Source organism: Streptomyces sp. RKAG290, from assembly GCF_023701695.1.
Lineage (GTDB): Bacteria > Actinomycetota > Actinomycetes > Streptomycetales > Streptomycetaceae > Streptomyces.
Genome location: NZ_JAJOZC010000001.1, coordinates 235932 through 259938, shown reverse-complemented (window position 1 = coordinate 259938; position 24007 = coordinate 235932). Strand labels below are relative to the sequence as shown.

Sequence of the window (24007 nt, the reverse complement as noted above, 5' to 3'; positions counted from 1 at the left end):
GGAGGCGGGCCTGGTCCGGGAGGCGGCGAAGACCGTGCCGGAGGTGCCGAGGCTGAGGACCGGGTGGTCCAGGAGTCCGGCGCCGCCGAGCCCGAGGCCGACGGCGGCGCTCATGTTGTCACCGGTGCCCGCCGCGACTGCGATACCTGCGGGCAGGCCGAGCGCCTGTGCCGCCTCGGCGGTCAGCGCGCCGATGCGGGCCGCCCCGCTCGCCGCCACCTCCGGCAGCGCCGCGACGTCGATGGCGAGGAGTTCGAGCAGCTCCGGGTCATAGGCGCCGGTGGCGGTGGAGTACCAGCAGGTGCCGGACGCGTCGCCGGGGTCGGTGACGGCGCGGCCGGACAGCCGCTCGGTCAGGAAGTCGTGGGGCAGGCGGATCGCCGCGGTCGCGGCGGCGGTCTCCGGTTCGTTCTCCCGCAGCCACTGCCACTTCGAGGCGGTCATCGCGGCCACCGGCACCGATCCGGTGCGTGCCGTCCAGGCGTCGTCCCCGCCCAGCGCCGCGGTGAGTGCCGCGGCCTGCGGGGCGGAGCGGGTGTCGTTCCAGAGCAGCGCCGGACGCAGCGGGCGGCCCGCCGCGTCGAGGACGACCAGGCCGTGCTGCTGCCCGGCGACGGCGATCCCGGCGATGTCCGCAGGGGCGACGCCGGACTCCTTCAGCCCGGCCGCGACCGCGTCACGCAGTGCCTGCCACCACACCTCGGGGTCGCTCTCGCGGGCCCCGGCCTCGCCGGTGACGACGTGCGGGGCGCGGCCGACGGCGAGCAGCCGGCCGGTGGCGCTGTCGACGAACGCCGCTTTGGTGGACTGGGTGGAGCTGTCCACACCGATGACGACTGTCTGCGGCGGCATGGGCGACCTCATTCTCTGGTTCGGGGGTTCCCGGGCTGCCGGTTCTCGCCCGGCGGGATTTGATCGTAAGAAAAACAAATTACGCGATCGATCCCGGTCGGCACAGGGGGCGTCACGGTTTTCCGGCGATGGAGGGGTTACGTCAGCGGGGTGGTCCGTGCATGATTAGTCATGACAGTGAACAAATTGAGGTCCGGCCGCCCGGCCGGCTACGGGCCCATGGCGCGAAGGCGGCAGGCATGACGGAACGCTTCACCCCCACCCCGCAGGACAGGTTCACCTTCGGTCTGTGGACCGTGGGCTGGCAGGGGCGCGACCCGTTCGGCGACGCGACCCGGGCGGCGATCGACCCGGTGGACTCCGTCCAGCGGCTCGCGGAGCTCGGCGCCTACGGTGTGACGTTCCACGACGACGACCTGATCCCGTTCGGCTCGTCGGACTCCGAGCGCGAAGGCATCGTGAAGCGGTTCCGGCAGGCGCTGGACGCCGCCGGGCTCGTCGTCCCCATGGCCACCACGAACCTCTTCACCCACCCCGTCTTCAAGGACGGCGCGTTCACCTCCAACGACCTCGACGTCCGCCGGTACGCGCTGCGCAAGGTCATCCGCAACATCGACCTCGCCGTCGAGCTCGGCGCCACCACCTATGTCGCCTGGGGCGGCCGCGAGGGCTCCGAGTCCGGCGCCGCCAAGGACATCCGGGTCGCGCTCGACCGGATGAAGGAGGCCTTCGACCTGCTGGGCGACTACGTCACCGAACAGGGCTACGACCTCCGGTTCGCCATCGAGCCCAAGCCGAACGAGCCGCGCGGCGACATCCTGCTGCCGACGATCGGCCACGCCCTCGCCTTCATCGAGCGCCTGGAGCGCCCGGAGATGGTGGGCGTCAACCCGGAGACCGGCCACGAGCAGATGGCGGGGCTGAACTTCCCGCACGGCATCGCGCAGGCGATCTGGGCGGGCAAGCTCTTCCACATCGACCTCAACGGCCAGTCCGGCATCAAGTACGACCAGGACCTCCGCTTCGGCGCCGGTGACCTGCGCCAGGCGTTCTGGCTGGTCGACCTGCTGGAGACGGCCGGCTACGAGGGCCCGCGCCACTTCGACTTCAAGCCGCCGCGGACCGAGGACTACGACGGCGTCTGGGCCTCGGCCGCGGGCTGCATGCGCAACTACCTGATCCTCAAGGAGCGCGCCGCGGCCTTCCGCGCCGACCCGGCGGTGCAGGAGGCGCTGCGCGCGTCCCGGCTGGACGAGCTGGCACAGCGCACCGCCGAGGACGGCGTGGCCGGACTGCTGGCCGACCGCTCCGCCTACGAGGACTTCGACGTGACCGCGGCTGCGGAGCGCGGCATGGCGTTCGAGGCCCTGGACCAGCTGGCCATGGACCACCTGCTCGGCATCCGCTGACCCGGCCGCACGGGTGAAGCACTGACAGCGGGGGTGGGCGCACAGCGCGTCCGCCCCCGTCACCCGCTCAGGCCGTGGCCCGCCCCGCGTACGCGACCGGGTCGGCGAGCACGTCCGTCATCACCAGCGCCGCCGCACCCCGCGCCGCGTCACCCGCGACGGATGAGGCGCGCAGCCTGCCGTTGCCCGGGGTCCACAGACCGGACACCACCCGGTCCGTCAGCTCCTGGTCGACGGGCGGTGACAGCCACGGCATCAGGTTGCGGTAGATCCCGCCGAGCACCACGGCGTCGGGGTCCAGCAGATTCACCGCCCCGGACAGCACCCGCCCCAGCATCCGGCCCGCACCGGCGACCGCGGCCACCGCCCGCTCGTCCCCGGCCCGGGCGCGCCGTTCCAGTTCGGTGACCGCGATGCCGCTGCCGCTCTCCTCGATCCCGGCCGCCCGCAGGAGCGCCGCCTGTCCCGCGTACTGCTCCAGGCAGCCGCGCGAACCGCACCGGCACTGCGGGCCGTCCGAGTCCACCACGACATGCCCGATCTCCCCGGCGAACCCGTGCGCCCCGCGCAGCAGCTCGCCGTTGATCACCAGGGCGCCGCCGACGCCGATCTCGCCGGTCAGATACAGAAAGTTCCGGATCCGCTCCAGCCCGCCGAACCAGAGCTCGGCCAGCGCCGCCAGGTTGGCCTCGTTCTCCGAACTCACGGTCAGCGGCTCGTGGCCGGGGCGCTCGGCGGCCAGCGAGGCCGCGAACAGCTCCTGGGCCGGGACCTGGTTCCAGCCCAGGTTGGGAGCCTGGCGCACCGACCCGTCGGAGACCAGGCCGGGCAGGGCGAGAGTCACACCGACCGGGAACAGTTCCTGCTCGCGCGCCGATTCGAGGGTGCGTGCGGCGATCCGGGCCGCGCGCGCCAGCACCTCGTCGGGCGGTGCGCCGCGGTTGTCGAGGTGCTCGGTGAGCCGGACCCGGCCGGTGCCGGCCAGATCGACGACGCACACCGACACGTAGTCGATGTTGACCTCGACGCCGAGTCCGGCCGGACCGGTGCGGGCCATCTTGAGTGCGGTGCCGGGCCGGCCCGCCTGCCCGCTGAACGTCTTGCCGGACTCGGTGAGGAACCCGCTGTCGAGCAGCTGCTCGACCAGCGAGGACACGGCGGCCCGGGTCAGCCCCACCCGCGCGGCGACCCCGGCCCGGGTCGCCTCGCCCTCGCCCTCGTCACGGACGGCCCGCAGCACGAGGCTGAGGTTGCTGCGCCGGACGGTGTCCTTGTCGGCCTTGGGCCCCAGCGGCGTGAGGTTGCTCTTCATATCGGTCCCGAGCCTATGCGATCCCGCACGTCAGTACGGTCGCGATCCGGGCATCCCGGGTCCCGGGGCCACCCCGCGCACGGGGGGACCCGGGACCCCGGGCTCAGGCCGCGGCCCCGCGCTCCTCGATCATGTCCGCCATGAGCGCGATCTCCGACCGCTGACCGAGGACCATGCCCGACGCCAGGTTCCTGATCTCGTCGCTGCTCGCCGCGGCCGACGCGGCCTGTGCCATGTCCGCACCGGCCCGGTGGTGCGCCGTCATCAGCCGCAGGAACCGCACCTCGGCGTCCCTGCCACGGGCCGCCCGCAGCGCGTCGAGTTCGGCGTCGGTCGCCATGCCGGGCATCAGCGCCCCGTCGCCCCTCGGGGTGACGGGGTGGCCCATCCACTCCATGGGCGGCCGGGGGGAACTCTTCGCGCGGCCCCACATCTCCAGCCAGCCCAGCATCATGCCGCGCTGATTGGCCTGGGTGTTGATGATGTCGAACGCGAGCCGGCGCACCGCCACATCGGAGGTGCGGTCGCGGACGATGAACGCCATCTCGACCGCCTGCTGGTGGTGGACCGCCATGTCGCGGGCGAACCCCACGTCTGCCGAGGTCTCGGCGGGGGCCGACGACGAGGACGTGGTGGCGGGGGCCGAGGAGGAGGGCCGCACCAGCATCAGCGCGACGAGGGCCAGCGCCAGCAGCAGCACCGCACCCCCGGCCGCCACCAGCGGGCGTGACACACGTGCCGCGGACGTCACTTCGCGACCCCGCCGCTGCAGGCCGCGCCCGGCTCGGGGGTCTGCGGGCCCTGGACGTACTTCGTGAAGAACTGCGCCACCCGGGCGTCGGAGGCGCTCTGCACGGTCAGCTGCTTGCCCCAGGCGCTGAGCATCAGCGGGGCGGCCTGGTCCTCGACGGGGCTCATCAGGGAGTACGGGGTGGCCGCGACCCGTTCGCCGAGCTTCTTGACGTCGGTGGGCTTCGCCTTCCCGGTGTACGTGACCCAGACGGCGCCGTGCTCCAGCGAGTGGACCGCGTTCTCCTTCGGTATCGCCTCCGTGTAGACGTCGGCGTCGCAGTTCATCCACACCGGGTCGTGGTCGCCGCCGACGGGCGGGTTCATCGGGTAGTCGACCTTCTTCTCGACATGGTTCTGGGTGAGCTTGTCCCAGCTCTTCTCACCCTGGACGGGTGAGGACTTGGCGGCCGTCTCGGCCTTGTCCTGCTCATCGGCGGCGTTCATCAGATACCCGCCGCCCACGACGAGGCCGGCCACGACGGCTACGGCGGCGGTGAGCGTGATCAGGCGGCTGCGGCGCTCGCGGGCCCGTTCCTTGCGGCGGGCCTCCTCCAGCTTGGCGCGGCGGGCGGTGGCAGGGCTGTGCTGCTTCTTGGCGGAGGCCATGGTGGGTCCTTGCGTCCTTGGGTTCGACAAGACGGACGGGTTGCCGGCAGGCGGTGGTGTCCTCGGGCGGGCCGGGGAACGGGGCCTGCTGCCGGGGTCTTTCGTTCGGACAACGCCGCGAGGTGCGGTGCCGGGGCATGCGAGCCCGGCACGATCCGAACGAGAGGCCCTAGATCCGTTGAACCTGAAGGCGCAAGTGGTCGACGTCGCTGACGGCGTCATTGGTGGGGCCGCGGATACCGGCGGAGCCGGTCAGGGTCCCGGCCGCGAGAGCGGTCGTGGCGGAGGGGAGCGCGGCCGGCGCCGGCTGGGCGGGCAGCACGACCGGTGTCGCGTGCTCGGACGCGTGGTGGCAGGAACTCCCGATGCCCCGTGCTCCGGGGGCTTCGGCCACCACGGTGCCGACAGCGGGCGGCGCAGGGGCGGTGGTCCGGGGGGCGGCGAGGGAGAAGGGGCCGTGATGCGGGGGAGTCGGCTGCGTGGACGTGAGCGAACAGCACGACACCATGGCGAGCAGGACGAACACCCAGCCGAGCACCATCGGGGCACGGGCACCGCGCCACCGGTCCGTCCGTCCACTCCGACTGTTCATCCCGGACATCGTACGCGGTGTGTGAAGTTTCAATGAGTACGGGTGCCTGATCGCGAACCTGTGGATGTGCGGGGAGGGGGTTCCGTCCAAGGTGCGGCGGGATAGTGTGCCCCGGTGACAACGCACTCGAACGTATCTGCGGGCTGGTATCCGGATCCGCACGGCGCGCCCCAGCTGCTGCGCTACTGGGACGGCTCCCAGTGGACCGAGCACACCAACCCGGCCGGCGGTCAGCAGGCTCCGGCCCAGGGCCAGAACCCCGCTCAGGCCCAGGTGCCGCAGCAGCAGGCGGCCCCGCAGCAGCAGGTCCAGCACCAGCAGCCGCAGCAGTACCAGCAGCAGGCGGCCCCGCAGCACCAGCCGCAGGCGGCTGCGCAGCAGCAGTACCAGCAGCAGGCGGCCGTCCAGCAGCCGTCCGCGGTGCCGCAGCAGGGAGTTCAGCCGCAGCAGGGTGGCGCCCCGGGTGCGGGCACGCTCTTCAACCAGCAGGTCCTGGTGGTGAACCAGAAGGCCAAGCTGATCGAGGTGACGAACGAGTACAGCGTCTTCGACCAGCAGGGCAACACCGTCGGCTCGGTCGTCCAGGTCGGGCAGGGCGCGTTCCGCAAGATCCTGCGGTTCCTCACCAGCATCGACCAGTACCTGACCCACCGTCTCGAAATCCGCGACGCCTACGGTCAGCCGCAGCTGCTGCTCACCCGCCCGGCGAAGTTCATCAAGTCCCGGGTGATCGTGCAGCGGCCGGACGGCGGGCAGGTCGGCGAGATCGTCCAGCAGAACGCCATCGGGAAGATCAACTTCGCGATCATGGTGGACGGGCAGCAGATCGGCGCGATCAAGGCCGAGAACTGGCGTGCCTGGAACTTCGCGATCGTCGACCACAACGACGCCGAGATAGCCCGGATCACCAAGACCTGGGAAGGCCTCGCGAAGACGCTGTTCACCACCGCGGACAACTACGTGCTGCAGATCCACTACCAGCTGCCCGAGCCGCTGCTGAGTCTCGTGGTGGCGACGGCGCTGACGGTGGACACCGCCCTCAAGCAGGACGCCCGCGGCCTCGGCTGATTCCGGCCGACGGCCCGGACCGCCTGCGGCCCCGCCCTGACGTGAATCCGCCCGTGCCCCTCGCGCCGTCGCGCAAGGGGCGCGGGCGGTCTCGTTCACCAAACCGTCCGTGCCCCTCCGCCGTCCTGCGGAGGGCGGAGGGCGGAGGGCGCGGGCGTCTCGTCCACCGCCGCGCCCGATCGCACGGGGTGCGCGCGGCTGGGTGCGCCCGAACTCCCATGCGATGATCCGCACATGCCGTACCTGGTGCCTCCACTCATTCCCCAGGGCCGCCTCGCGAGCTCCGCCCAGCCCCTCCTCCCGGTGGCCGGTGACCTGCTGTTGCGGCCCTGGCAGCCCACGGACGCTCCGGCCGTCGTCGCCGCGTTCACCGATCCGGCCATCCAGCGCTGGCACGTGCGGCGGGCGGATTCGGTGGACGAGGCCCGCGGCTGGATCGCGCAATGGCAGGGCGCCTGGAGTGCCGAGAGCGCTGCGCACTGGGCGGTCGTCAGGCCGGGCACAGGGGCGGACGCAGCGGGTGACAACGTGCTCGGCCGGGTCTCGCTCCGCTCGATGAACCTCGGCATGGGCCTGGCGGAGTGCGCCTACTGGGTGCTGCCCGCCGCGCGCGGAACGGGCGTCGCGGCACGGGCGGTCGACGCCGTGTCGCGCTGGGCGTTCGAGACGATCGGTTTCGAGCGGCTGGAACTCGCGCACTCCGTCGCGAACGAGGCGTCGTGCCGGGTCGCCCACAGATGCGGCTTCGTCCTGGAGGGGACCAGAAGGCGGGGGCACCTGCACACCGACGGCTGGCACGACATGCACGTGCACGCCCGCGTCCGCGCTGACGACGCCGAGGGCTGAGGACGCCGAGGGCTTACGACGCCAAGGGCCGACGGAGTCCGGCGCCGGGCGCGCGGCAGCCGGGTCCGGGGAGTGCGGCGTGCCTCAGCCGTAGCGGAGGAACAGCTCCTGGAGGTAGTCCTCCAGCCGACGGGTGAGCAACTCCGGCGTCAGGTCGTCGCGTCCCAGCTCACGCCACGGCCCAGCCACCTTCTCGGCATCGGGGGCGAAGGCGAGCGCGTCCAGCATGCGCCAGTAGAGATGGTCCCCGGGCTTCTCGGTCAGCAGGCCACCCGCGGCGGTGTACGCATCGGCGAACCGCATGCCGGCGTGGGCACCGTGCAGAAGGGCCAGAGCGGTCGAGCAATGCGCCACGTCCAGGTCGGCCGGCCCCCAGGAGGTCTCCACCCAGTCGACGACGCCGCTGATGCGCAGTGCGTGGCACTCTGCGCCGCTCACCGCGTCGCCCTCCGCGCCACCGCCCTCCGCGTGGCCCTCCCTGCCGAAGCCCTCCGCATCGCCCACTTCGTCGAACAGCACGTTGCCGGGATGGAAGTCCCGGTGGAGGAAGCAGGGCCAGTACTCCGGAGCCTCCCGGCGGATGACGTCCACCGCCCGCTGCCACAACTCGGGCCGCTCGGTGGTCTCCGGTACGCGCACCCGCTCCGGTGCGGTCCAGGCCTGGTAGGAGCGCGGGCGGTTCTGCGCCGTGACCCGGACCCGGTGGATGCGGACCAACTGGTCCGCCAGCAACTCGGCCCGCCGGTCGGCGCCGTCGTCGGACAGACGCACGCTTCCGGGCAGCAGGGACATCAGCAGGGAGGGGTGGTCGCAATGCGCAGCTGTCGCGTCCACCCCGCGCAGGGAGGCCGCCGGTACGTCCGTGTCGCCGAGCAGTGTCAGGACGTCGGCCTCGCGGGTGAGCAGGCCTTCCGCGTGCAGGACGAAGAACGGCTTGACGAAGGAGCGCAGCACCAGCGGCCCCGGTGCACCGTCGCCCGCGACGCTCAGCCGCCGCATCTGCGAGGTCCATCCGCCGCGCAGCCGCTCGGCGCCGACGACGCGAGCCCCCGCGGGCAGCCCGTTCTCCACCCAGGTAAGGGTGTTGGCCCCCCTTGCTCGTCCTCCGTGCCGACGCCGACCGCTTCCCCCGCTGCCCTGTTGATCATGACGGCAGGGTACCGAGCCGCGGACTACTCCTCCTCGGCCACCCGGTGAATGCCGAACGCGGCGCCCTGCGGGTCCCGGATCACGGCGATCCGCGGGCCGTGCGGAATGCTCGTCGGCGGCATCAGCAGTTCCCCGCCGGCGCCCTGTGCGGTGGCCGCGCTCGCGTCGACGTCCGCGACGGCGAAGTACGGCAGCCAGTGCGGCGGCACCTCGGGCGGGAAGTTCTCGTCCATCGTCAGTACGCCGCCGAAGTCTGCCCCGTCGATGCCCCACTGCGGATACTCCGCCGAGGCGTCGACCGTCCAGTCGAAGACGGCGGGGTAGAAGGCGAGTGCCGGTTCGCTCTCGCGGGTGACGAGCTCGGTCCAGCCCAGCGCACCCGGCGCGTTGAACAGGTCGGCGCCCGCGAAGGCGCGGCCCTGCCAGAGTGAGAACACCGCCCCGGACGGGTCGGCGACCACGGCGAACCTGCCCTGGTCGAAGACGTCCATCGGGCCGACCAGCAGCGAACCGCCCGCCGCCGTCACCTTCTCGACCGCGGCGTCCGTGTCCTCGGCGGCGAACGAGACCGTCCAGGCCGGCGGCTGTCCCGGCTGGTAGACGGGCTGAGCGCGGCGACGCGGTCGTTCCCGAGGTGAGCCATGGTGTAGCCGCCCGCCTCCGGGCGCGGATCGGTCTCGGACCGCCAGCCGAAGAGTGCCGCGTAGAACGACTTCGCGGCCGGTACGTCGGAGGTGCTCAGCTCGATCCAGCAGGGACCACCGGGCACCGGGGCGGTGAGCTTCATTCGGACTCCTCCGTGGGTGTGTCGACATGCGGGCAGCCGCATTCGCTGTGCACTTCCTGCGCACAGCCACATTCGCCCTGCACTACCTGCGAGCAGCACCTCACAGCAGTTCAGCAGCACTTGCCTGCGCAGGCACTCCGCAGCGCGTACCTGAACGCTATGACTGCGCACCGCGGCGGCCATGCGATGAGGGGGCGAGTCTAAGTCTTTTACGTGTGTAATACCTGCTAAGGTATTTGGGTGAGTGATACAACCATCCCGTCCCGGCGGCCCTCCGCCCGAAGCCTCCCGCTGGCAGGTCCGCTTCGCCTGGCGCGGCCCTCGGACATGTGGCTCAAGCCGGCGACCAGCGTGGTCGTGGCCACGGCGATACCCAATCTGGTGCTGTTCTCCGTCGACCGCCTCGACCTGGTGATGTACACCATGGCCGGCTCGCTCTGTGCGCTGTACGGCCACAACCTCCCCTACGCGCGACGCGCCCGGACCGTCGTCAGGGTCGTCCTCGGGATGCTCGCCGGCCTGGCGGTCTCCCTGGTCACGGCCTCGCTGACCGATTCCGTCGCTGTCCTGATCGCCGTCGGCGCGCTCCTCGCCGCCGGGCAGAAGCTGCTCTGCGACGCCACCCGGATCGGGCCTCCCGGACCGGTGATCTTCTCGTTCGTCAGCTCCGCCTCCCTCTTCGCCCCGCAGCGGCTCGGCCAGGTGCCCGGTCACCTCGCCCTGACACTCGGCGCGGGTGCGGTCTCCTGGCTGGTCACCGTCGCCGGTCCCGCGCTGATCCGGCGCCAAGGGCCCGAGCGCCAGGCCACGGCCAGGGCCCTGAACGCCGCCGCCGCGTACGCCGCCGAGCCCGGCCACCGCACCAGGCGCGCCACGGTCACCGCCGTGCACGCGGCGTGGCAGACCCTCCTCGCCGCCGGCCGCCCCACCCCCGTACGCCGAGCGCTGGAACGTCTCGTCGTGCATGCCGAAGCCACCCTCTCCGCAGGCGCGCCCATCGCGGCCGGTGGCGCGGGCGGGCCCGCAGCGGGCACCGGAAGCCCCGCAGCCGACCCCGCGGTGGGCATCGGAAGCCCCGCAACCGATCCCGCCCTTCTGCGGGCCTGGGCCGTGCGGACCCGGGGGCGCGGGCCGGTGCCCACGCCGCCGGCCGCACCCGGAACCGCCGCCGAACTCTTCGGCATCGACGCCGAGCGTGCCGTCCTGCGCCCTGCCGCCGCCGGTGCGGACCGCCGCGCCCTGCTCCGGCGCCTGGGCCCAGGGTCGCCGCTGCTGCCGGTCGCGGCCCGCACCCTCGTCGGATGCGCCCTGGCCGGCTCCCTTTCCGCCGCCGCCGGCGTGGGCCGCCCCTACTGGGCGATCGTCACCGCGGCCTCCCTCTACCAGGCCAACGTCACGCTCTCCTGGAACCGGACCCTGCAGCGCACCCTCGGCAACCTCCTCGGTGTCCTGGTCTTCGCCGCCGTGCTCCCGGTCACCCGGACCGGCCCGCCGGCCCTGATCGGCTGCTGCCTCTTCTTCAGCTTCGCCGCCGAGGCCCTGATCACCCGCAACTACTGGCTCGGCTCCGTCGCGGTGACCCCGATGGCCCTGCTGGTCCTGGAGTACGCCGGCAGCCATCCGGCCGGTGAACTCATCGGCGACCGGGTCCTGGACACCGTCATCGGCGCCGGCGTCGGCTTCCTCGCCGCGGTGCTCGTCACCAACCGCCGCGCCGCCGGCCGGGTCGAATCCGCACTCGCCGCCGCCGAACTGGCCCGCCTCCACGCCGTGCAGACCCTCGCGGCTCCCCGGTCCACCCGGGCCGCCCTCGACGCCGCCCGCCACAGGCTCACCGGATCCCTGGTCGAACTGCGGGAGGCGGACGACGCGGCGGCGGGCGAATGGTGGCAGCGCGCCCTGCCGCAGGAGGAGGTACTGGCGGCCGAGCAGGCAGGACACCGTACGCTCGCGGCGACAGCAACACGGCAGGGGCTGATCGCCCCGGCCCCGGAGAACGGAGCGGTGTGACCGACGACATCGTCGCCTCGGTGGTACGGCAGTGGCAGGCAGTGAACCCGGAGCTCGACACCGGCCCCATGGAGCTCATCGGCCGGATCAACCGCTGTTCCGCCCTGCTCCAGCAGGCCGAGGACGCCCCGCTGCGGGCGGCCGGACTGACCCGCGCGGAGTTCGACCTGCTGGGCGCCGTACGCCGTACCGGCCGTGAGCTCACCCCGGGCGAACTGGCCAGGAAGACCTTCTCGTCGGGCGCCGCCGTGACCAAGCGGCTGCGGACCCTCCAGGAGCGCGGCCTCGTCGACCGCCGCGGCGACGCCCGGGACCGCCGGGTCGCGCATGTCCGGCTCACCGACACGGGACGGGAGCTGGTCGACGGGCTGCTGCCTCAGCAGCTGGCGTACGAACGCGCGGTGCTCTCCGGTCTCGACGCGGCGTCCCGCGAGCGGCTCAGCGCCCAGCTCAGCGAACTGCTCGTCCAGCTGGAGGGACGTATCGGCGGCGCCCGCCCCTGACCGCCCTTGGCGCCGCCGTCAGTGTGGGTGCGCGGCGGGCTCGCCGGCCGCGCCCAGCAGCGCGGCGGAGAGCCGCAGTTCCTCGGCGCGGCGCACCAGTGCGGCGTCGCCGCCCCGGTCGGCGGGCGCGGCGGCTGTCAGCGCGAGCCGGTCCCGCCGGCCGGGGCCGGTCAGCGGTACGGCGACCGCGTTCATGCCCCGCACCGACTCGCCGCGGCTGAGCGCGTAACCGCAGGCACGGATGTCCGCGAGCTCCGCGAGCAGCGCCGCCCGCGAGGTGATCGTGTGCGGCGTGACCTCGGCCAGCCGCTCCTGCGGATACAGGGTGCAGAGCTGTTCCGTGGTCATCCGGGAGAGCAGCATCTTGCCGCCCGATGTGGCGTGCGCGGGGTGGGTGCGGCCCGTCTCCAGCATCACCCGCACCGGATGCGGGGACTCGCGGCCGTCAGTGATCATGATCTGGTCGCCGATGAGCGCCGCACTCTGCACGGTCTCTCCGGTGCGCAGCACCGCGTCCTCCAGTACCGCGGCGACCTGTTCCCGGACGGCGCCGGCGAATCCGGCGGGGCGGCCCAGGCGGGCCAGTTCGGGACCCGCCGAGTAGCCGCGGCCCGGGGACTCCCGGATCGCGAAGCCCCGGCCCTCCAGGGTGCTCAGCACCCGATGGGCGGTGGAGCGGCCGATGGAGAGCAGCCCGGCGGCCTCGGTGACGGTGAGCGAGTCGTGGGTGAGGAACAACTGCATCAGCCGGAGCCCGGTGTCGAGCGATTCGATCGTGTGGTCCCGCGACGGCCCCATGAGACGTGTGTTCCCCTTCGTTCCCGGTGCTGCGGGGCGATTGCGCCGTGCACCCTTCCGTCGGTCATGAATCTGCTCCTTTCGATCCGCTTCGATCACATGTGCGTCTGTCCCTCGGTGCGGGACGGACGGGATCGCTCGTGAATCGATCTGCTCGGCAACTCCCCGTTGTCCGTGCCGTTTTTACGGGCTCGGTGGTGCGTGGAGGGGTGGAACCGGAAGCAAGTGTCCCGCACGGTGGGACGTGAGGGGTTGGTTTCTTGCCGTTCCTCCCCATGGTCACTCCCTGCGCACGCTCGGAGGCGGTGCGTGTAAAAACTCGTGAGTGTATTACCGCCGGCGTGCTCGCGCAGGGGGTTGGGTGAATGTGCCGAAGCACTGTTTCGATCTGACTAAGCTCACGCGCAGTGAAGTCGAGTTGATGCGAATTCGAGCGCTTGTTCCCGACTGCCCTGTAAGCGCGTATATCTCCCGAATCAACCGCCAGAGGTCTTAGATGGTTCGTGCTGAATCACCGCCGATCGACCGAGAAACACCCGTCGTCCGCGCCTTGTTGCTGCCCGTCGTCGTGATGGCGGGCGCTACTGCCGCCGCCGTGGCACTGGTTGCCGAGGCCGCGCGGATTCCAGTCGTCTGGTGCGGCGTGTTCGCCACCGTTGTGGTCGCCGCCCTCGCCGCCGAACTCTCCCGCCGCGGACGCACGATCCGCCGGCAGCGCGCCGACTACGAGCAGCGCTGCAACGTCCTGGAACGGCGTATCGCCAGCCACGACGAGGAGACCGTCCGGATCAGCAAGGAGCTTCTGCCCGCCGCGATCCACCGGCTGCGCGTGGGCAATTCGCCCGACGAGGTGCTGCGTGACGTCGTGGACGGCGACGAGGTCTACCGCCATCTCCCCGACGCCCAGCGCGCCCTCGTCTACACGGTGCTGGACATCATCGACAACGAGGAGGCGACGCGTGACTCCGCGCAGCGCGCCTTCGTCAACGTCGCCCGGCGGGTCCAGGCGATCGTCCACCGCCAGGCCAGTGAGCTGCGGGAGATGGAGGAGCACCACGGGCGCAACCCCGACGTCTTCGACGACCTGCTCCGCATCGACCACGGCACCGCGCTGATCGGCCGGCTCGCCGACTCCATCGCGGTGCTCGGCGGAGCCCGCCCGAGCCGTCAGTGGCCCAAGCCCGTACCGCTGTTCAGCGTGCTGCGCGGCGCGATGTCGCGAATCCTGGAGTACCCGCGCGTCGATCTGCACTCGATCGCCAAGGTGGCCATCATCGGCACCGCGGTCGAACCGCTCATCCACGCCTGCGCCGAACTCCTCGACAACGCCACCCGGTACTCGCCGCCGCAGACCCGGGTGCACGTCACCGCGGTCGAGGTGCAGACGGGCATCGCCATCGAGATCGAGGACGGCGGCGTCAGCCTCAGCGAGGAGGCCCGCGCACGGGCCGAGAACATGCTCGCCAGGGCCCAGGCCGGCTCCAGCATGAACGACCTCGGGGAGTCCCCGCGCCTCGGCATGGCGGTCGTCGGCCGGCTGTCGCGGATGTACGACCTCCAGGTCTCGCTGCGGCAGTCCGCGTACGGCGGGGTCCGCGCCGTGCTCATCGTGCCCCGCGCCATGATCACCACCGGTCCCGCGCCCGGCATCGCCCACGGCATCGGCGCCACGTCGCGGCCCACCAGCGACATCGACCTCGCCGACATGAAGCATGTCGTGCCGGCACGAAGCACCCACCGCAAGCCGAGCCCCGTGGCCGTCCGTCCGTCCACCGGCCCGGTGGCACCCGCCACCCGCCCGGCCGTCGTCACCCCGGCCGTCGCCATGGAGGACGAGCTCCCCGTGGTGACGGAGTGGACCGCGGGCGGACTCCCGCAGCGCCGCAGCCGCGGCCGCGCACCGCTGGGTTCGCACAACCTCCCCGCGCAGGCCGCGGACCCCACCGCCGGCCGGACCAACGGCCACGGCAACGGCCATGACAACGGCAAGGAACCGCCCCCCGGGATCTGGCTGGAGGCGTTCACCAAGGGCGCCAACGGCGTGCCTCGGGAGCCAAGGGCCGACGAAGACTCCGATGACGCGTGGGACAAGGGAGACCTGGAGTGATCCAGCAACGGGGCAACATGGACTGGATGCTCAAAGAGCTGGCCGACGACGTTCCGGACATTCACCAGATCGTGGTGCTCTCCGCGGACGGTCTGCGCATCGCCCGGCACGGCGGCGACCCCGATGTCGCCGACCGCCTCGCGGCCGCCTGCGCCGGGCTGCAGAGCCTGGCCGCCGCGGTCGCCTCGGAGATCCCGTACAGCGACGGCCGGATGCGGCTCGTCGTCATCGAAGTCACCGGCGGCTTCTTCTACTTGATGGCCGCCGGGGCCGGCGCGTACCTCGCGGTGCTCGCCGGGGAGACGGTGGACGCCGGGCTCGTCGGATCGCGGATGCGCGACATGGTCGTACGGATCGGCGCCCATCTGACGAGCCCGCCCCGCCACGACGGGCAGGCCGGATGAGTTCGACCCGACGAGAACGCCGGAAGGCCGATCCGGCGCTGAGCGACCCGGAAAGGCTGTACGTGATCACCGGCGATCCCGACGGCAGCGAGCGGGCGGCACTCGACCTGGTCACGATGGTGGTCTCGAAGTCGGAGCCCAGCCCGACGGTCCAGCCGGAACAGGCCGTGATCCTGCGGCTCTGTCAGGCACCCTTATCCGTCGCCGAGCTGTCCGCCTACCTCAGCCTGCCCTTCAGCGTGGTGACCTCGCTCCTCACCGAGCTCCTCTCGACGCACCTGATCGAATCGCGCGCACCGATCGTCCGCGCAACCCTCCCGGACAGGTCCCTCCTCGAAGCGGTGATGCATGGACTTCAGAAGCTCTGACACGATCACGGGCCCCCGGAGCGAGGACGTCCTTCCCACCACGGCCACCGCCGCGGTGAAGGTCGTGATCGTCGGCGGGTTCGGGGTCGGCAAGACGACCATGGTCGGCTCCGTCAGCGAGATCCGGCCGCTCACCACCGAAGAGACCATGACCCAGGCCGGCGTCGGCGTGGACGACAACTTCGGGGTGGAGAGCAAGACCGCCACCACCGTCGCCATGGACTTCGGCCGGATCAGCATCAGCGACGAGCTGATCCTCTACCTGTTCGGCACCCCGGGACAGGAACGCTTCTGGTTCCTGTGGAACGGCCTCTTCGAGGGCGCCCTCGGCGCCGTCGTCCTCATCGACACCCGCCGGCTGGAGGTCAGCTTCGACGTCATCGGACGGCTGGAGGAGCGCGGTGTGCCGTTCGTCGTCGCCGTCAACACCTTCCCCGACGCGCCGAATCACCCGGTAGAGGCTCTGCGCAGCGCCCTGGACCTGTCGGAAGAGGTGCCGATGATCGACTGCGACGCCCGGCTGCGCGCCTCCAGCCGCGATGTGCTGATGACCCTGATGCGCTATCTGCACAGTCTGGCCGTCCCGCTCGGCTGATGTCCCCCCGCAGCTTCCGCGTGCCCCGGCGCGCCCCCATCCGTCCGGCCCTTGGCAGCCTGATCCCTGGAGCGATCGTGACATCCCCATTCCACTACGAACCCGGCGCGGCCACCGGACCCCTTCCGCCCCCCGAGTGCCCGGCCCACGGCCTCGGCATCGGCCCCGGCGGTCTGCGAAGGTTCTACGGACCCGAGGCCGAACAGGACCCGCACGGCCTGTACGCGAAGCTGCGCGCCGAGCACGGCACGGTGGCGCCCGTCCTGCTGCACGGCGACGTGCCGGCCTGGCTGGTCCTCGGGCACAGCGAGAACCTGCACGTGACCCGTACGCCCTCGCAGTTCTCCCGCGACTCGCGCCGCTGGCGCGCCCTGCAGGACGGCAGCGTCGCGCCGGACCACCCGCTGGCCCCGATCTTCACCTGGCAGCCGATCTGCGCCTTCGCCGACGGTGCGACCCACGAGCGTCAGCGCGGCGCCGTCACCGACTCCATGGAGCGCATCGACACCCGCGGCGTGCGCCGCCACGTCAACCGCTACAGCAACCGGCTCGTCAACGACTTCTGCCGGGAGGGGCGCGTCGACCTGGTCAGCGCCTTCGCCGAGCGGCTGCCCATGATGGTGATGTGCGCGATCCTCGGCATGCCCGAGGAGTACAACGACCGCATGGTGCAGGCCGCCCGTGACATGACCCGCGGGACCGCGACCGCGGTGCAGAGCAACGCCTATGTGCTCGCCGCCCTGAACCGCCTGGTGGAGCGGCGCCGCCGGGAACCCGCGGACGACTTCGCCACCTGGCTCGTCGAGCACCCCGCGGCGATGAACGACCAGGAGGTCGCCGAGCACCTGCGGCTGATCCTGATCGCCTCCTACGAGTCGACCGCCAACCTGATCGCCAACGTGCTCCGCATGGTGCTCACCGATCCCCGCTTCCGGGCCAGGCTCAGCGGCGGACACATGACCGTCCCCGAAGCGGTCGAGCAGACCCTGTGGGACGAGCCGCCGTTCACCGCGGTGTTCGGTCGCTGGGCGGTCGGTGACACGGAGCTGGGCGGCCAGCGGATCAAGGCCGGTGACGCGTTGATCGTCGGCATCGCACCGGCCAACACCGACCCGCTGGTACGTCCCGACATCAACGCCAACATGGACGGCAACCGCGCCCACCTCGCGTTCAGCGGGGGCCCGCACGAATGCCCGGGGCAGGACATCGGGCGCGCCATCGCGGACGTCGGTGTCGACGCCCTGCTGATGCGGCTCCCCGACCTCGAACTCGCGGTCAAGGAGAGCGAGCTGCAGTGGATCGGCAACATCATGGGCCGCCATCTGGTGGACCTGCCCGCCGATTTCATGTCGCGCCCCCCGCAGGACGACAGCGCACCCCCCTCCATGGGCAAGCCGAACCCGGCGCGCCAGGACTGGGAGGTGCAGTCGGCGGTACGCCACACCGCGCCGACCCCGGTCCGCGCCCCCGTCCCGTCGCCACCCGCACCCGCCGCGGCGGAGCCGGGCCCGGCTCCGGCACCGGCCGGGGCGACGGCGGACACGTCCGCCCCTCCGACAGCGCAGGGCCTGATCCCGCAGCAGCGCAGGCCCGCGGTTCCGGCCCGGATGTGGCGCGCGGTGACCCGCTGGTGGAACGGCTACTGACCGGCAGCGGATGACGACGACGGCCCGGGGGCGCCGGACCAGCAGGCCCGCTGCCCCCGGGCCGCCCGCTGCCCCGGGGCACCGGCCGGTCGCGCGGGCCCCCTCGCCCCGCCCCACGTACCATGCGGAAGCGTGAAGCTGACAATTCTGGGTGGCGGCGGGTTCCGGGTTCCACTGGTCTACGGGGCGCTGCTCGCCGATCACGCCGAGGGCCGGGTCACCGCCGTGACCCTCTACGACACTGACGCCGACCGGCTCACCGCCGTCGCCCGGGTGCTGACCGAGCAGGCGGCAGGCGTCCCGGACGCCCCCGCCGTCCTCGCCACCACCGAGCTCGACGAGGCGTTGCGTGGCGCCGACTTCGTCTTCTCGGCGATCCGGGTCGGCGGGCTCGCGGGCCGGGCCGCCGACGAGAGGGTAGCCCTCGACGAAGGCGTGCTGGGCCAGGAGACGGTCGGCGCGGGCGGAATCGCCTACGGGCTGCGCACCGTGCCGGTCGCCGTCGAGCTGGCCCGGCGCATCGCCCGGCTCGCGCCGCACGCCTGGGTCATCAACTTCACCAACCCCGCGGGCCTGGTCACCGAGGCCATGTCCCGGCACCTCGGCGACCGTGTCATCGGCATCTGCGACTCGCCGGTCGGCCTCGGCCGCCGCATCGCCCGGGTGCTCGGCGCGGACCCCGACCGGGCCCGGGTCGACTACGTCGGCCTCAACCACCTCGGCTGGGTGCGCGGGCTGTACGTCGAGGGCCGGGACGAACTGCCGCGCCTGCTCGCCGATCCGGAGCTGCTCGGCTCGTTCGAGGAGGGCAGGCTCTTCGGCACCGACTGGCTGCGCTCCCTGGGCGCGATCCCCAACGAATACCTGCACTACTACTACTTCAACCGCGAGGCCGTCCGCGCCTACCAGGACGCCGAGCAGACCCGGGGCGCCTTCCTCCGCGAACAGCAGGAGGGGTTCTACGGCCGGATGAAGGACCCGGCCACAGCCGCGCTGGCCACCTGGGACCGCACCCGTGCCGAGCGCGAGGCGACGTACATGTCGGAGAACCGGGACGTCGCAGGGGCCGGAGAGCGCGACGAGAGCGATCTGGACTCCGGGGGCTACGAGCAGGTCGCGCTGGCCCTCATGCGGGCCGTCGCCCGTAACGAGCGCACTTCCCTGATCCTCAACGTCCGCAACCGCACCACCCTTTCGGTGCTGGACGCGGATGCCGTCATCGAGGTGCCGTGTCTCGTCGACGCGAACGGCGCCCATCCCGTCGCGGTGGATCCGCTTCCGTACCACGCCGTCGGCCTGGTCACCTCGGTGAAGGCCGTCGAACGCGCGGTGCTCGACGCCGCGGCGAGCGGCTCACGCGCCGACGCGGTCCGGGCCTTCGCCCTGCACCCCCTGGTCGACTCGGTGTCGGTCGCCCACCGGCTGGTCGACGGCTACACGAAGGTCCATCCGGGGCTCGCCTACCTGAGCTGACGCGCGCCGCACGCCGGTGGGCGGGCACGGCCCCCGCCGGCCGGCCGGCCATTCCGTCCGGTCGGGATGTCAAGGAGCGGAGACGGCCCGCTGCCCGCCCGCGGCAGCCCAGGAAGGCGTCACCCCGGTCACCTGGCAGACCATCAGGAACAGCGGGATGGGCGGGGTGTACGGCGTACGGCTGTCGGGCTCGTGGATCAGCCGGGGCCGCACCGCGGGGACGTAGGCCCCTCGCACGTACGCGGCCTGTGCGGGCCAGTCCAGATCGAGGTCGGAGCCCGCCGGGACGATCCACCACCAGCGGTCGCCGTCCGCGAAGACGCAGCCGGTGCGCGGCAGATGAGACATCAGCCGGAAGCCGTAGCGTGCGGGCACCCCCACCGCGTCGCAGCCGAGGCTGGCGGAGAGGGCTGACGGGAGCGCCAGTTGCACCCGGCCGCCGGCACCGGCGTACTCCGGCTCACGGGAGCGGCGGGCTCCGAGGAAATGGGACATGGCGTTCTTCAGCATGAGCGCTCCGAGCCGTGCGGCAGTTCTGCCCAGACGATGCGGCCCGAGCCGTCCCCGGCGTCGCGGGACCCCCAGGCGCTGCACATCGCGTCGACGAGCAGCAGGCCGCGTCCGTGCTCGTCGTCGGCGGTGCGGCACAGCCGCGGTCCGCCGGGCTGGTGTCCTTGGTCCTGAACGGCTATGCGCAGCCGGTGATCCAGGCAGCGCAGCTCGCACACGACGCGAGAGCTGGCGGTGTGCACCACCGCGTTGGTGACCAGTTCGGACACGATGAGGACCGCCGCCTCGTGTGCGTCGTCGTCCACCCGCCACTCGTCCAGCCGGGCCCGCGTCAGCCGCCGGGCACCGGCCACCGACTCCGGGTGCGCGGGCAGCGCGAAGCAGTACCGGAGCGCTTCCGTCCCGGGGCTGAGGTCCATGAGCCGGGGGATGAGCGCACTGCCAGGTGCCACGACCGAATCCTCACAGTGGGGGCTGCGTCACGCTTCGCGATCTTCATCGAAGAGAGCGGGCATGACTAGTGAACTGGTTCACTCACCAACTCTCCCCCTGTCGTGAACACTTGGCAAGGGGCACTCTGAAATTTCCAGAGTGACTGTGTCCTTGAGGGCACCCGCATGGCACACTGCTCGCAAACAGTGCATGGGGAGGTCTGAAGTGAGTGAACCGCGGTCCGCCCCGACCGTGGGTCAGGTCGTTCTCGGCAAGCGCCTGCAGGATCTGCGGGAGCGTGTCGGCCTGAGCCGGGACCAGGCTGCCAAGGTGCTGCGCGTCGCACCCGCGACGATCCGCAGGATGGAGACGGCCGAGGTCTCTCTCAAGATCCCCTATGTGCAACTGCTCCTGAAGGCCTACGGAATCGCCGAGGAGGAGGCCGACGCCTTCGCCGACCTCGCCGAGGAGGCCAACAAGCCGGGCTGGTGGCAGCGTTTCCACGACGTGCTGCCCGACTGGTTCAGCATGTACGTCAGCCTGGAAGGCGCCGCGAGCCTGCTGCGCATGTACGAGCCGCACTTCGTGCCCGGGCTGCTGCAGACCGAGGACTACGCACGGTCGGTGATGCGCACCGGAGCCGTCGGCCAGACCAGGCCCGAGGACATCGAGCGCCATGTGGCGCTGCGGATGGAGCGCCAGTCCCTCCTCACCCGGCCGGACGCCCCACGGCTCTGGGTGGTGATGGACGAGACGGTGCTGCGCCGCCCGGTGGGCAGCCCGGACACCATGCGCGCCCAGGCCGACCGGCTGCTGGAGGCGACCGCGATGCCCAACGTGACCCTGCAGATCGCTGAGTTCTCCACCGGCCATCACCCCGGCACCTACGGGCCCTTCGTGCTTTTCCGGTTCGCGGTCCCCGAGCTCCCCGACATGGTCTACAGCGAGTACCTGACCGGGGCCGTCTACTTCGACGCGCGCCCGAGGTGGCGTCCTACCTCGAGGTCATGGACCGCATGGCGGCCCAGGCCGCGACTGCACAACGCACGAAGGAAATCCTCCGGGACTTCCGCAAGGAGCTGTGATGACACCGATATACAACGGCATGCCGGCCGCCGAACTCGGCTCCGAGGGCTGGTACAAGCCGTGGAGCGGCGGCAACGGCGGCAACTGCGTAGAGGCCATGAAGCTGTCCGACGGAAGAATCGCCATGCGCCAGTCCGCCGACCCCGACGGTCCGGCCCTGATCTACACCCACCGCGAGATCGCCGCTTTCATCCAGGGCGCCAAGGCCGGCCAGGCGGACTTCCTGCTGACCTGACCCGCAGCACGCCGGTGGACCCGCTCGTCGCGCACCCTCTTCGTTCTTCCCTGTTCGCCGACCCACGGACCCAAGGAGCGCGCCATGACCGGGCACGAGCCCCCCGCCGTCGAGATCGACACCAGCAAGCCGCATCCCGCGCGGATGTACGACTGGTTCCTGGGCGGCAAGGACAACTACCCGGTCGACGAGCAGATGGCCCGGCAGCTGCTGGCCCTGGACTCCCGGGGCCGGGATATGGCCCGGGTCAACCGGGCGTTCATGCACCGCGCCACCCGCTGGCTCGCGGAGAACGGCATCCGGCAGTTCCTGGACATCGGCACCGGCATACCGACCGAGCCCAACCTCCACCAGATCGCCCAGCAGACCGTGCCGGGCGCGCGCGTCGTCTACTGCGACAACGACCCGATCGTCCTCGCCCACGCGGCAGCCCTGCTGCGCTCCACCCCCGAAGGCGCCACCGAGTACATCCAGGCCGACGCCCGCAGGCCCGAGGCGATCCTGGCAGCGGCCGGCGAGGTCCTCGACTTCGGCAGACCCATCGCCCTGAGCCTGCTGGCGCTGCTGCACTTCCTGGACGACGAGGACGGCGCCGCCGAACTGGTGGACCGCCTGGTCGACCAGCTCGCGCCGGGCAGCTACCTGGTGCTCTCCCAGACCACCGGTGACTTCGACCCGGAGGGCGCGGCCGAGGCGGCTGCCATGTACCGGGCCCGCGGCATGACCCTGCGCCCCCGCAGCCGCGCCGAACTCACCGCCTTCTTCCACGGCCTGGACCTCGTGGACCCCGGCGTCTCGCTCTCCGCCGACTGGCACCCGGAGCTCGGCGAGGTCATCGACGTCCCGGGCGACGAACCGATCCCGGGGTACGCGGGCGTGGCCCGCAAGGCCTGAGCGGCGGCTCGCGTCCTCACTGACGGCTGACCGAGCGGGTGATGCCCGCGGCGATCGTCGTGGCGAGCAGCCACCCCGTCACGATCAGCAGGTATGACAGCCACTGGTACGGACCCTGTGGATCGAACGCCTTCTCCTGCCCGAAGTCGACGAGGGGCAGCAGCAGGTCCAGGGTGTAGAAGGGCGCGTTGAACGGCGGCGCCTCGCCCGCCTTGAGGGGGGCGGGCTGGTGCAGCGCGTACGTCAGTGTGCCGAGCAGCAGCAGCGAGAGGAGCCAGGCCGCGGCCCGCACCGGCCGGAAGCCGTATCCCACGGTCACGTCCTGGAGGTGACCCCAGGCACGGGCGTATCCGGACAGGGTGACGCGGTGACGGCGCTGCTTGGCGAGGAGCACGGTGCGAGCCGCGTCGTCGTCGCCGATCCGCCGGTACGCCGCCGTCAACTGCTCGTACGCGTGCGGGACGTACCCGTCCGTCTCCCTCTCCAGCAAGGGCAGCCGCTGCCGGGCCGGCAGGTGCGGCAGCAGTGCCGTGTACGTCAGCCCGTCGAGCTGTACGTCGCGGGGCCAGACTGCCGGGTGCGCGTGGATGACGTCGATCTGGGCGCGACGCAGATTCACGGCGCCCACCATCGGAGGCGCCTCCCGCAGCCAGAATTCACCTACCGTGCAACTGCTCGCCCGCAGGGCTACCCCGCCGGGATTGAAGAGGCCGGCCTTGGCGAGATTGAACTGCCCCGGTATGCGGATACCGCGCACGTTCATCCGACCGTGGACCTGCATCCTCATGCCGTGCAGGTCCGTTCCCACGGTCAGGGTCTCCGCCTTCAGGGCCGTGGCCCCGGGATTCAGCAGCCGGGCGTCGTCGAGCCTGACCTGACCGGCGACGGAGGCACCGCTGAGTCCGAACTCACCGTGCACTACGAGTTCCGGCAGCCACAGATCATCCTCGATGACCGAGTGGTTCAACTGGAGTACGGGTTCCTCGTTCGGCGCGGTCGAGCCGTCGGCGTTCACCCCGATCCTCGCCCGGTCGCCGAACAGCGCATGGCCGATCTTGGCGCCGCCCAGCCGGACCGGACCCGGGATCCGGCAGCCGGTGAGCCGGAGCACCCCGTCGATCCGGGCTGTGGCCGCCCTGAGGCCGGGCAGCACCGAGTCGCTGAGGTTGAGCTGGCGCAGCTGCGCCCCGTACAGCGTCGGTTCCTGGTCGAACCGGCAGCCGATCAGCACCACCGGGCAGAGGGAGTCCGCGTACCGCAGGTTCAGGGAACCGGTGATGCGCGCGCCGGTCACCCGTAGCCCGGCCACCTCCCCGTCCTCCTGCGGGCCGCCCACCAGCAGCGCGCGCAGCACCTCGCCGCGCACCGTGCGTTCCGCACCCCAGCCGTCCCCGCCCTCCGGGTCGTCCGCCGCCTCGTCCCCGGTGCGGAAGTCGACGGGGGAGCCGCTCGGGAAGGCGGCCCGGACCAGGCGTTCGGCGGCGGTCAGCTCGGTGATCTCCATCGGCGGGACTCTCACCCGCCCGCCTTCCC

Annotated in this window: 22 protein-coding genes and 3 pseudogenes; 14 read left to right on the top strand and 11 right to left on the bottom strand. The window is 71.9% G+C overall.

The genetic code is table 11. The features are described from left to right. Window positions 1-156: 156 nt before the first annotated feature. Window positions 157-852, bottom strand: a pseudogene (locus LNW71_RS01195) (FGGY family carbohydrate kinase); the annotation flags it as partial. A 239-nt stretch (window positions 853-1091) separates the two neighbouring features. On the opposite strand from LNW71_RS01195, the gene xylA reads away from it, so the two are divergent. Beyond that, window positions 1092-2261 carry a xylose isomerase gene (gene xylA, locus LNW71_RS01190; protein ID WP_250966506.1) on the top strand — a complete coding sequence of 390 codons (1170 nt, stop codon included), beginning with the start codon at window positions 1092-1094 and terminating at the stop codon, window positions 2259-2261. Window positions 2262-2328: 67 nt separating this feature from the next. Here the strand turns inward: xylA and LNW71_RS01185 are convergent, their stop codons facing one another. From LNW71_RS01185 to LNW71_RS01170, 4 genes are all read right to left on the bottom strand, one after another. Beyond that, window positions 2329-3573: an ROK family protein gene (locus LNW71_RS01185; protein WP_250966505.1), complete on the bottom strand. Its 1245-nt coding sequence runs from the start codon at window positions 3571-3573 to the stop codon at window positions 2329-2331. Window positions 3574-3676: 103 nt separating this feature from the next. Further along, window positions 3677-4324: a DUF305 domain-containing protein gene (locus LNW71_RS01180; protein ID WP_250966504.1), complete on the bottom strand. Its 648-nt coding sequence runs from the start codon at window positions 4322-4324 to the stop codon at window positions 3677-3679. Continuing rightward, entirely contained in the window at window positions 4321-4971 is a 651-nt protein-coding gene (locus LNW71_RS01175; RefSeq protein ID WP_250966503.1) for a DUF3105 domain-containing protein, read from the bottom strand. Before LNW71_RS01175 ends, LNW71_RS01180 begins: the two co-directional genes overlap by 4 nt. Window positions 4972-5140: 169 nt before the next feature. Then, the gene (locus LNW71_RS01170; RefSeq protein WP_250966502.1) at window positions 5141-5563 is read right to left on the bottom strand and encodes a hypothetical protein; all 423 of its coding nucleotides are present in this window, start codon (window positions 5561-5563) and stop codon (window positions 5141-5143) included. Between the two features lie 114 nt (window positions 5564-5677). On the opposite strand from LNW71_RS01170, the gene LNW71_RS01165 reads away from it, so the two are divergent. Together LNW71_RS01165 and LNW71_RS01160 are read left to right on the top strand one after the other, a co-directional pair. Beyond that, window positions 5678-6631: a phospholipid scramblase-related protein gene (locus LNW71_RS01165; RefSeq protein WP_250966501.1), complete on the top strand. Its 954-nt coding sequence runs from the start codon at window positions 5678-5680 to the stop codon at window positions 6629-6631. Between the two features lie 234 nt (window positions 6632-6865). After that, window positions 6866-7477 carry a GNAT family N-acetyltransferase gene (locus LNW71_RS01160; protein WP_250966500.1) on the top strand — a complete coding sequence of 204 codons (612 nt, stop codon included), beginning with the start codon at window positions 6866-6868 and terminating at the stop codon, window positions 7475-7477. 84 nt (window positions 7478-7561) lie between these two features. On the opposite strand, the gene LNW71_RS01155 is transcribed toward LNW71_RS01160, so the two are convergent. Together LNW71_RS01155 and LNW71_RS01150 are read right to left on the bottom strand one after the other, a co-directional pair. Further along, window positions 7562-8548, bottom strand: a complete 987-nt coding sequence (locus tag LNW71_RS01155) for a phosphotransferase (protein WP_250966499.1) — start codon at window positions 8546-8548, stop codon at window positions 7562-7564. A gap of 101 nt (window positions 8549-8649) precedes the next feature. Next, window positions 8650-9413 (bottom strand): annotated as a pseudogene (locus LNW71_RS01150) (VOC family protein). Window positions 9414-9653: 240 nt separating this feature from the next. Between LNW71_RS01150 and LNW71_RS01145 the strand changes: the two are divergent. After that, window positions 9654-11423: an FUSC family protein gene (locus tag LNW71_RS01145; RefSeq protein WP_250966498.1), complete on the top strand. Its 1770-nt coding sequence runs from the start codon at window positions 9654-9656 to the stop codon at window positions 11421-11423. After that, entirely contained in the window at window positions 11420-11926 is a 507-nt protein-coding gene (locus tag LNW71_RS01140) for a MarR family transcriptional regulator (protein WP_250966497.1), read from the top strand. Before LNW71_RS01145 ends, LNW71_RS01140 begins: the two co-directional genes overlap by 4 nt. 18 nt (window positions 11927-11944) lie before the next feature. On the opposite strand, the gene LNW71_RS01135 is transcribed toward LNW71_RS01140, so the two are convergent. Next, window positions 11945-12724 carry an IclR family transcriptional regulator gene (locus tag LNW71_RS01135; protein ID WP_250966496.1) on the bottom strand — a complete coding sequence of 260 codons (780 nt, stop codon included), beginning with the start codon at window positions 12722-12724 and terminating at the stop codon, window positions 11945-11947. 496 nt (window positions 12725-13220) lie between these two features. Between LNW71_RS01135 and LNW71_RS01130 the strand changes: the two genes are divergently transcribed. The 6 genes from LNW71_RS01130 to LNW71_RS01105 all read left to right on the top strand — a co-directional run bounded on the left by LNW71_RS01130 (window position 13221) and on the right by LNW71_RS01105 (window position 19317). After that, window positions 13221-14831, top strand: coding sequence for an ATP-binding protein (locus tag LNW71_RS01130; protein WP_250966495.1), 1611 nt, complete (start codon window positions 13221-13223; stop codon window positions 14829-14831). Further along, complete coding sequence (locus LNW71_RS01125) at window positions 14828-15235, top strand: roadblock/LC7 domain-containing protein (RefSeq protein ID WP_024494673.1); 408 nt, start codon at window positions 14828-14830, stop codon at window positions 15233-15235. The genes LNW71_RS01130 and LNW71_RS01125 overlap by 4 nt, the downstream gene beginning before the upstream one ends. Further along, window positions 15232-15603: a DUF742 domain-containing protein gene (locus tag LNW71_RS01120; protein WP_250966494.1), complete on the top strand. Its 372-nt coding sequence runs from the start codon at window positions 15232-15234 to the stop codon at window positions 15601-15603. The genes LNW71_RS01125 and LNW71_RS01120 overlap by 4 nt, the downstream gene beginning before the upstream one ends. Continuing rightward, complete coding sequence (locus tag LNW71_RS01115; protein ID WP_250966493.1) at window positions 15584-16198, top strand: ATP/GTP-binding protein; 615 nt, start codon at window positions 15584-15586, stop codon at window positions 16196-16198. Before LNW71_RS01120 ends, LNW71_RS01115 begins: the two co-directional genes overlap by 20 nt. A gap of 77 nt (window positions 16199-16275) precedes the next feature. Beyond that, window positions 16276-17844 (top strand): cytochrome P450, encoded by a 1569-nt coding sequence (locus LNW71_RS01110; protein WP_250966492.1) that lies wholly within the window; start codon window positions 16276-16278, stop codon window positions 17842-17844. A 132-nt stretch (window positions 17845-17976) separates the two neighbouring features. Then, window positions 17977-19317, top strand: coding sequence for a 6-phospho-beta-glucosidase (locus LNW71_RS01105; RefSeq protein WP_250966491.1), 1341 nt, complete (start codon window positions 17977-17979; stop codon window positions 19315-19317). A gap of 69 nt (window positions 19318-19386) precedes the next feature. Here the strand turns inward: LNW71_RS01105 and LNW71_RS01100 are convergent, their stop codons facing one another. Continuing rightward, window positions 19387-19827 carry a hypothetical protein gene (locus tag LNW71_RS01100; protein WP_250966490.1) on the bottom strand — a complete coding sequence of 147 codons (441 nt, stop codon included), beginning with the start codon at window positions 19825-19827 and terminating at the stop codon, window positions 19387-19389. Further along, window positions 19821-20279, bottom strand: coding sequence for an ATP-binding protein (locus tag LNW71_RS01095; protein ID WP_250966489.1), 459 nt, complete (start codon window positions 20277-20279; stop codon window positions 19821-19823). The genes LNW71_RS01100 and LNW71_RS01095 overlap by 7 nt, the downstream gene beginning before the upstream one ends. Window positions 20280-20484: 205 nt before the next feature. On the opposite strand from LNW71_RS01095, the pseudogene LNW71_RS01090 reads away from it, so the two are divergent. The 3 genes and pseudogenes from LNW71_RS01090 to LNW71_RS01080 all read left to right on the top strand — a co-directional run bounded on the left by LNW71_RS01090 (window position 20485) and on the right by LNW71_RS01080 (window position 22474). Then, a pseudogene (locus tag LNW71_RS01090) lies at window positions 20485-21344 on the top strand (helix-turn-helix domain-containing protein). After that, on the top strand, window positions 21344-21580 hold the full coding sequence (locus LNW71_RS01085) for a DUF397 domain-containing protein (protein WP_024490276.1): 237 nt from the start codon (window positions 21344-21346) through the stop codon (window positions 21578-21580). The pseudogene LNW71_RS01090 and the gene LNW71_RS01085 overlap by 1 nt, the downstream one beginning before the upstream one ends. An 84-nt stretch (window positions 21581-21664) precedes the next feature. Then, entirely contained in the window at window positions 21665-22474 is an 810-nt protein-coding gene (locus LNW71_RS01080) for an SAM-dependent methyltransferase (protein WP_250966488.1), read from the top strand. A 16-nt stretch (window positions 22475-22490) separates the two neighbouring features. On the opposite strand, the gene LNW71_RS01075 is transcribed toward LNW71_RS01080, so the two are convergent. Then, window positions 22491-23978 carry a membrane-associated oxidoreductase gene (locus LNW71_RS01075; protein WP_250966487.1) on the bottom strand — a complete coding sequence of 496 codons (1488 nt, stop codon included), beginning with the start codon at window positions 23976-23978 and terminating at the stop codon, window positions 22491-22493. Window positions 23979-24007: the final 29 nt, after the last annotated feature.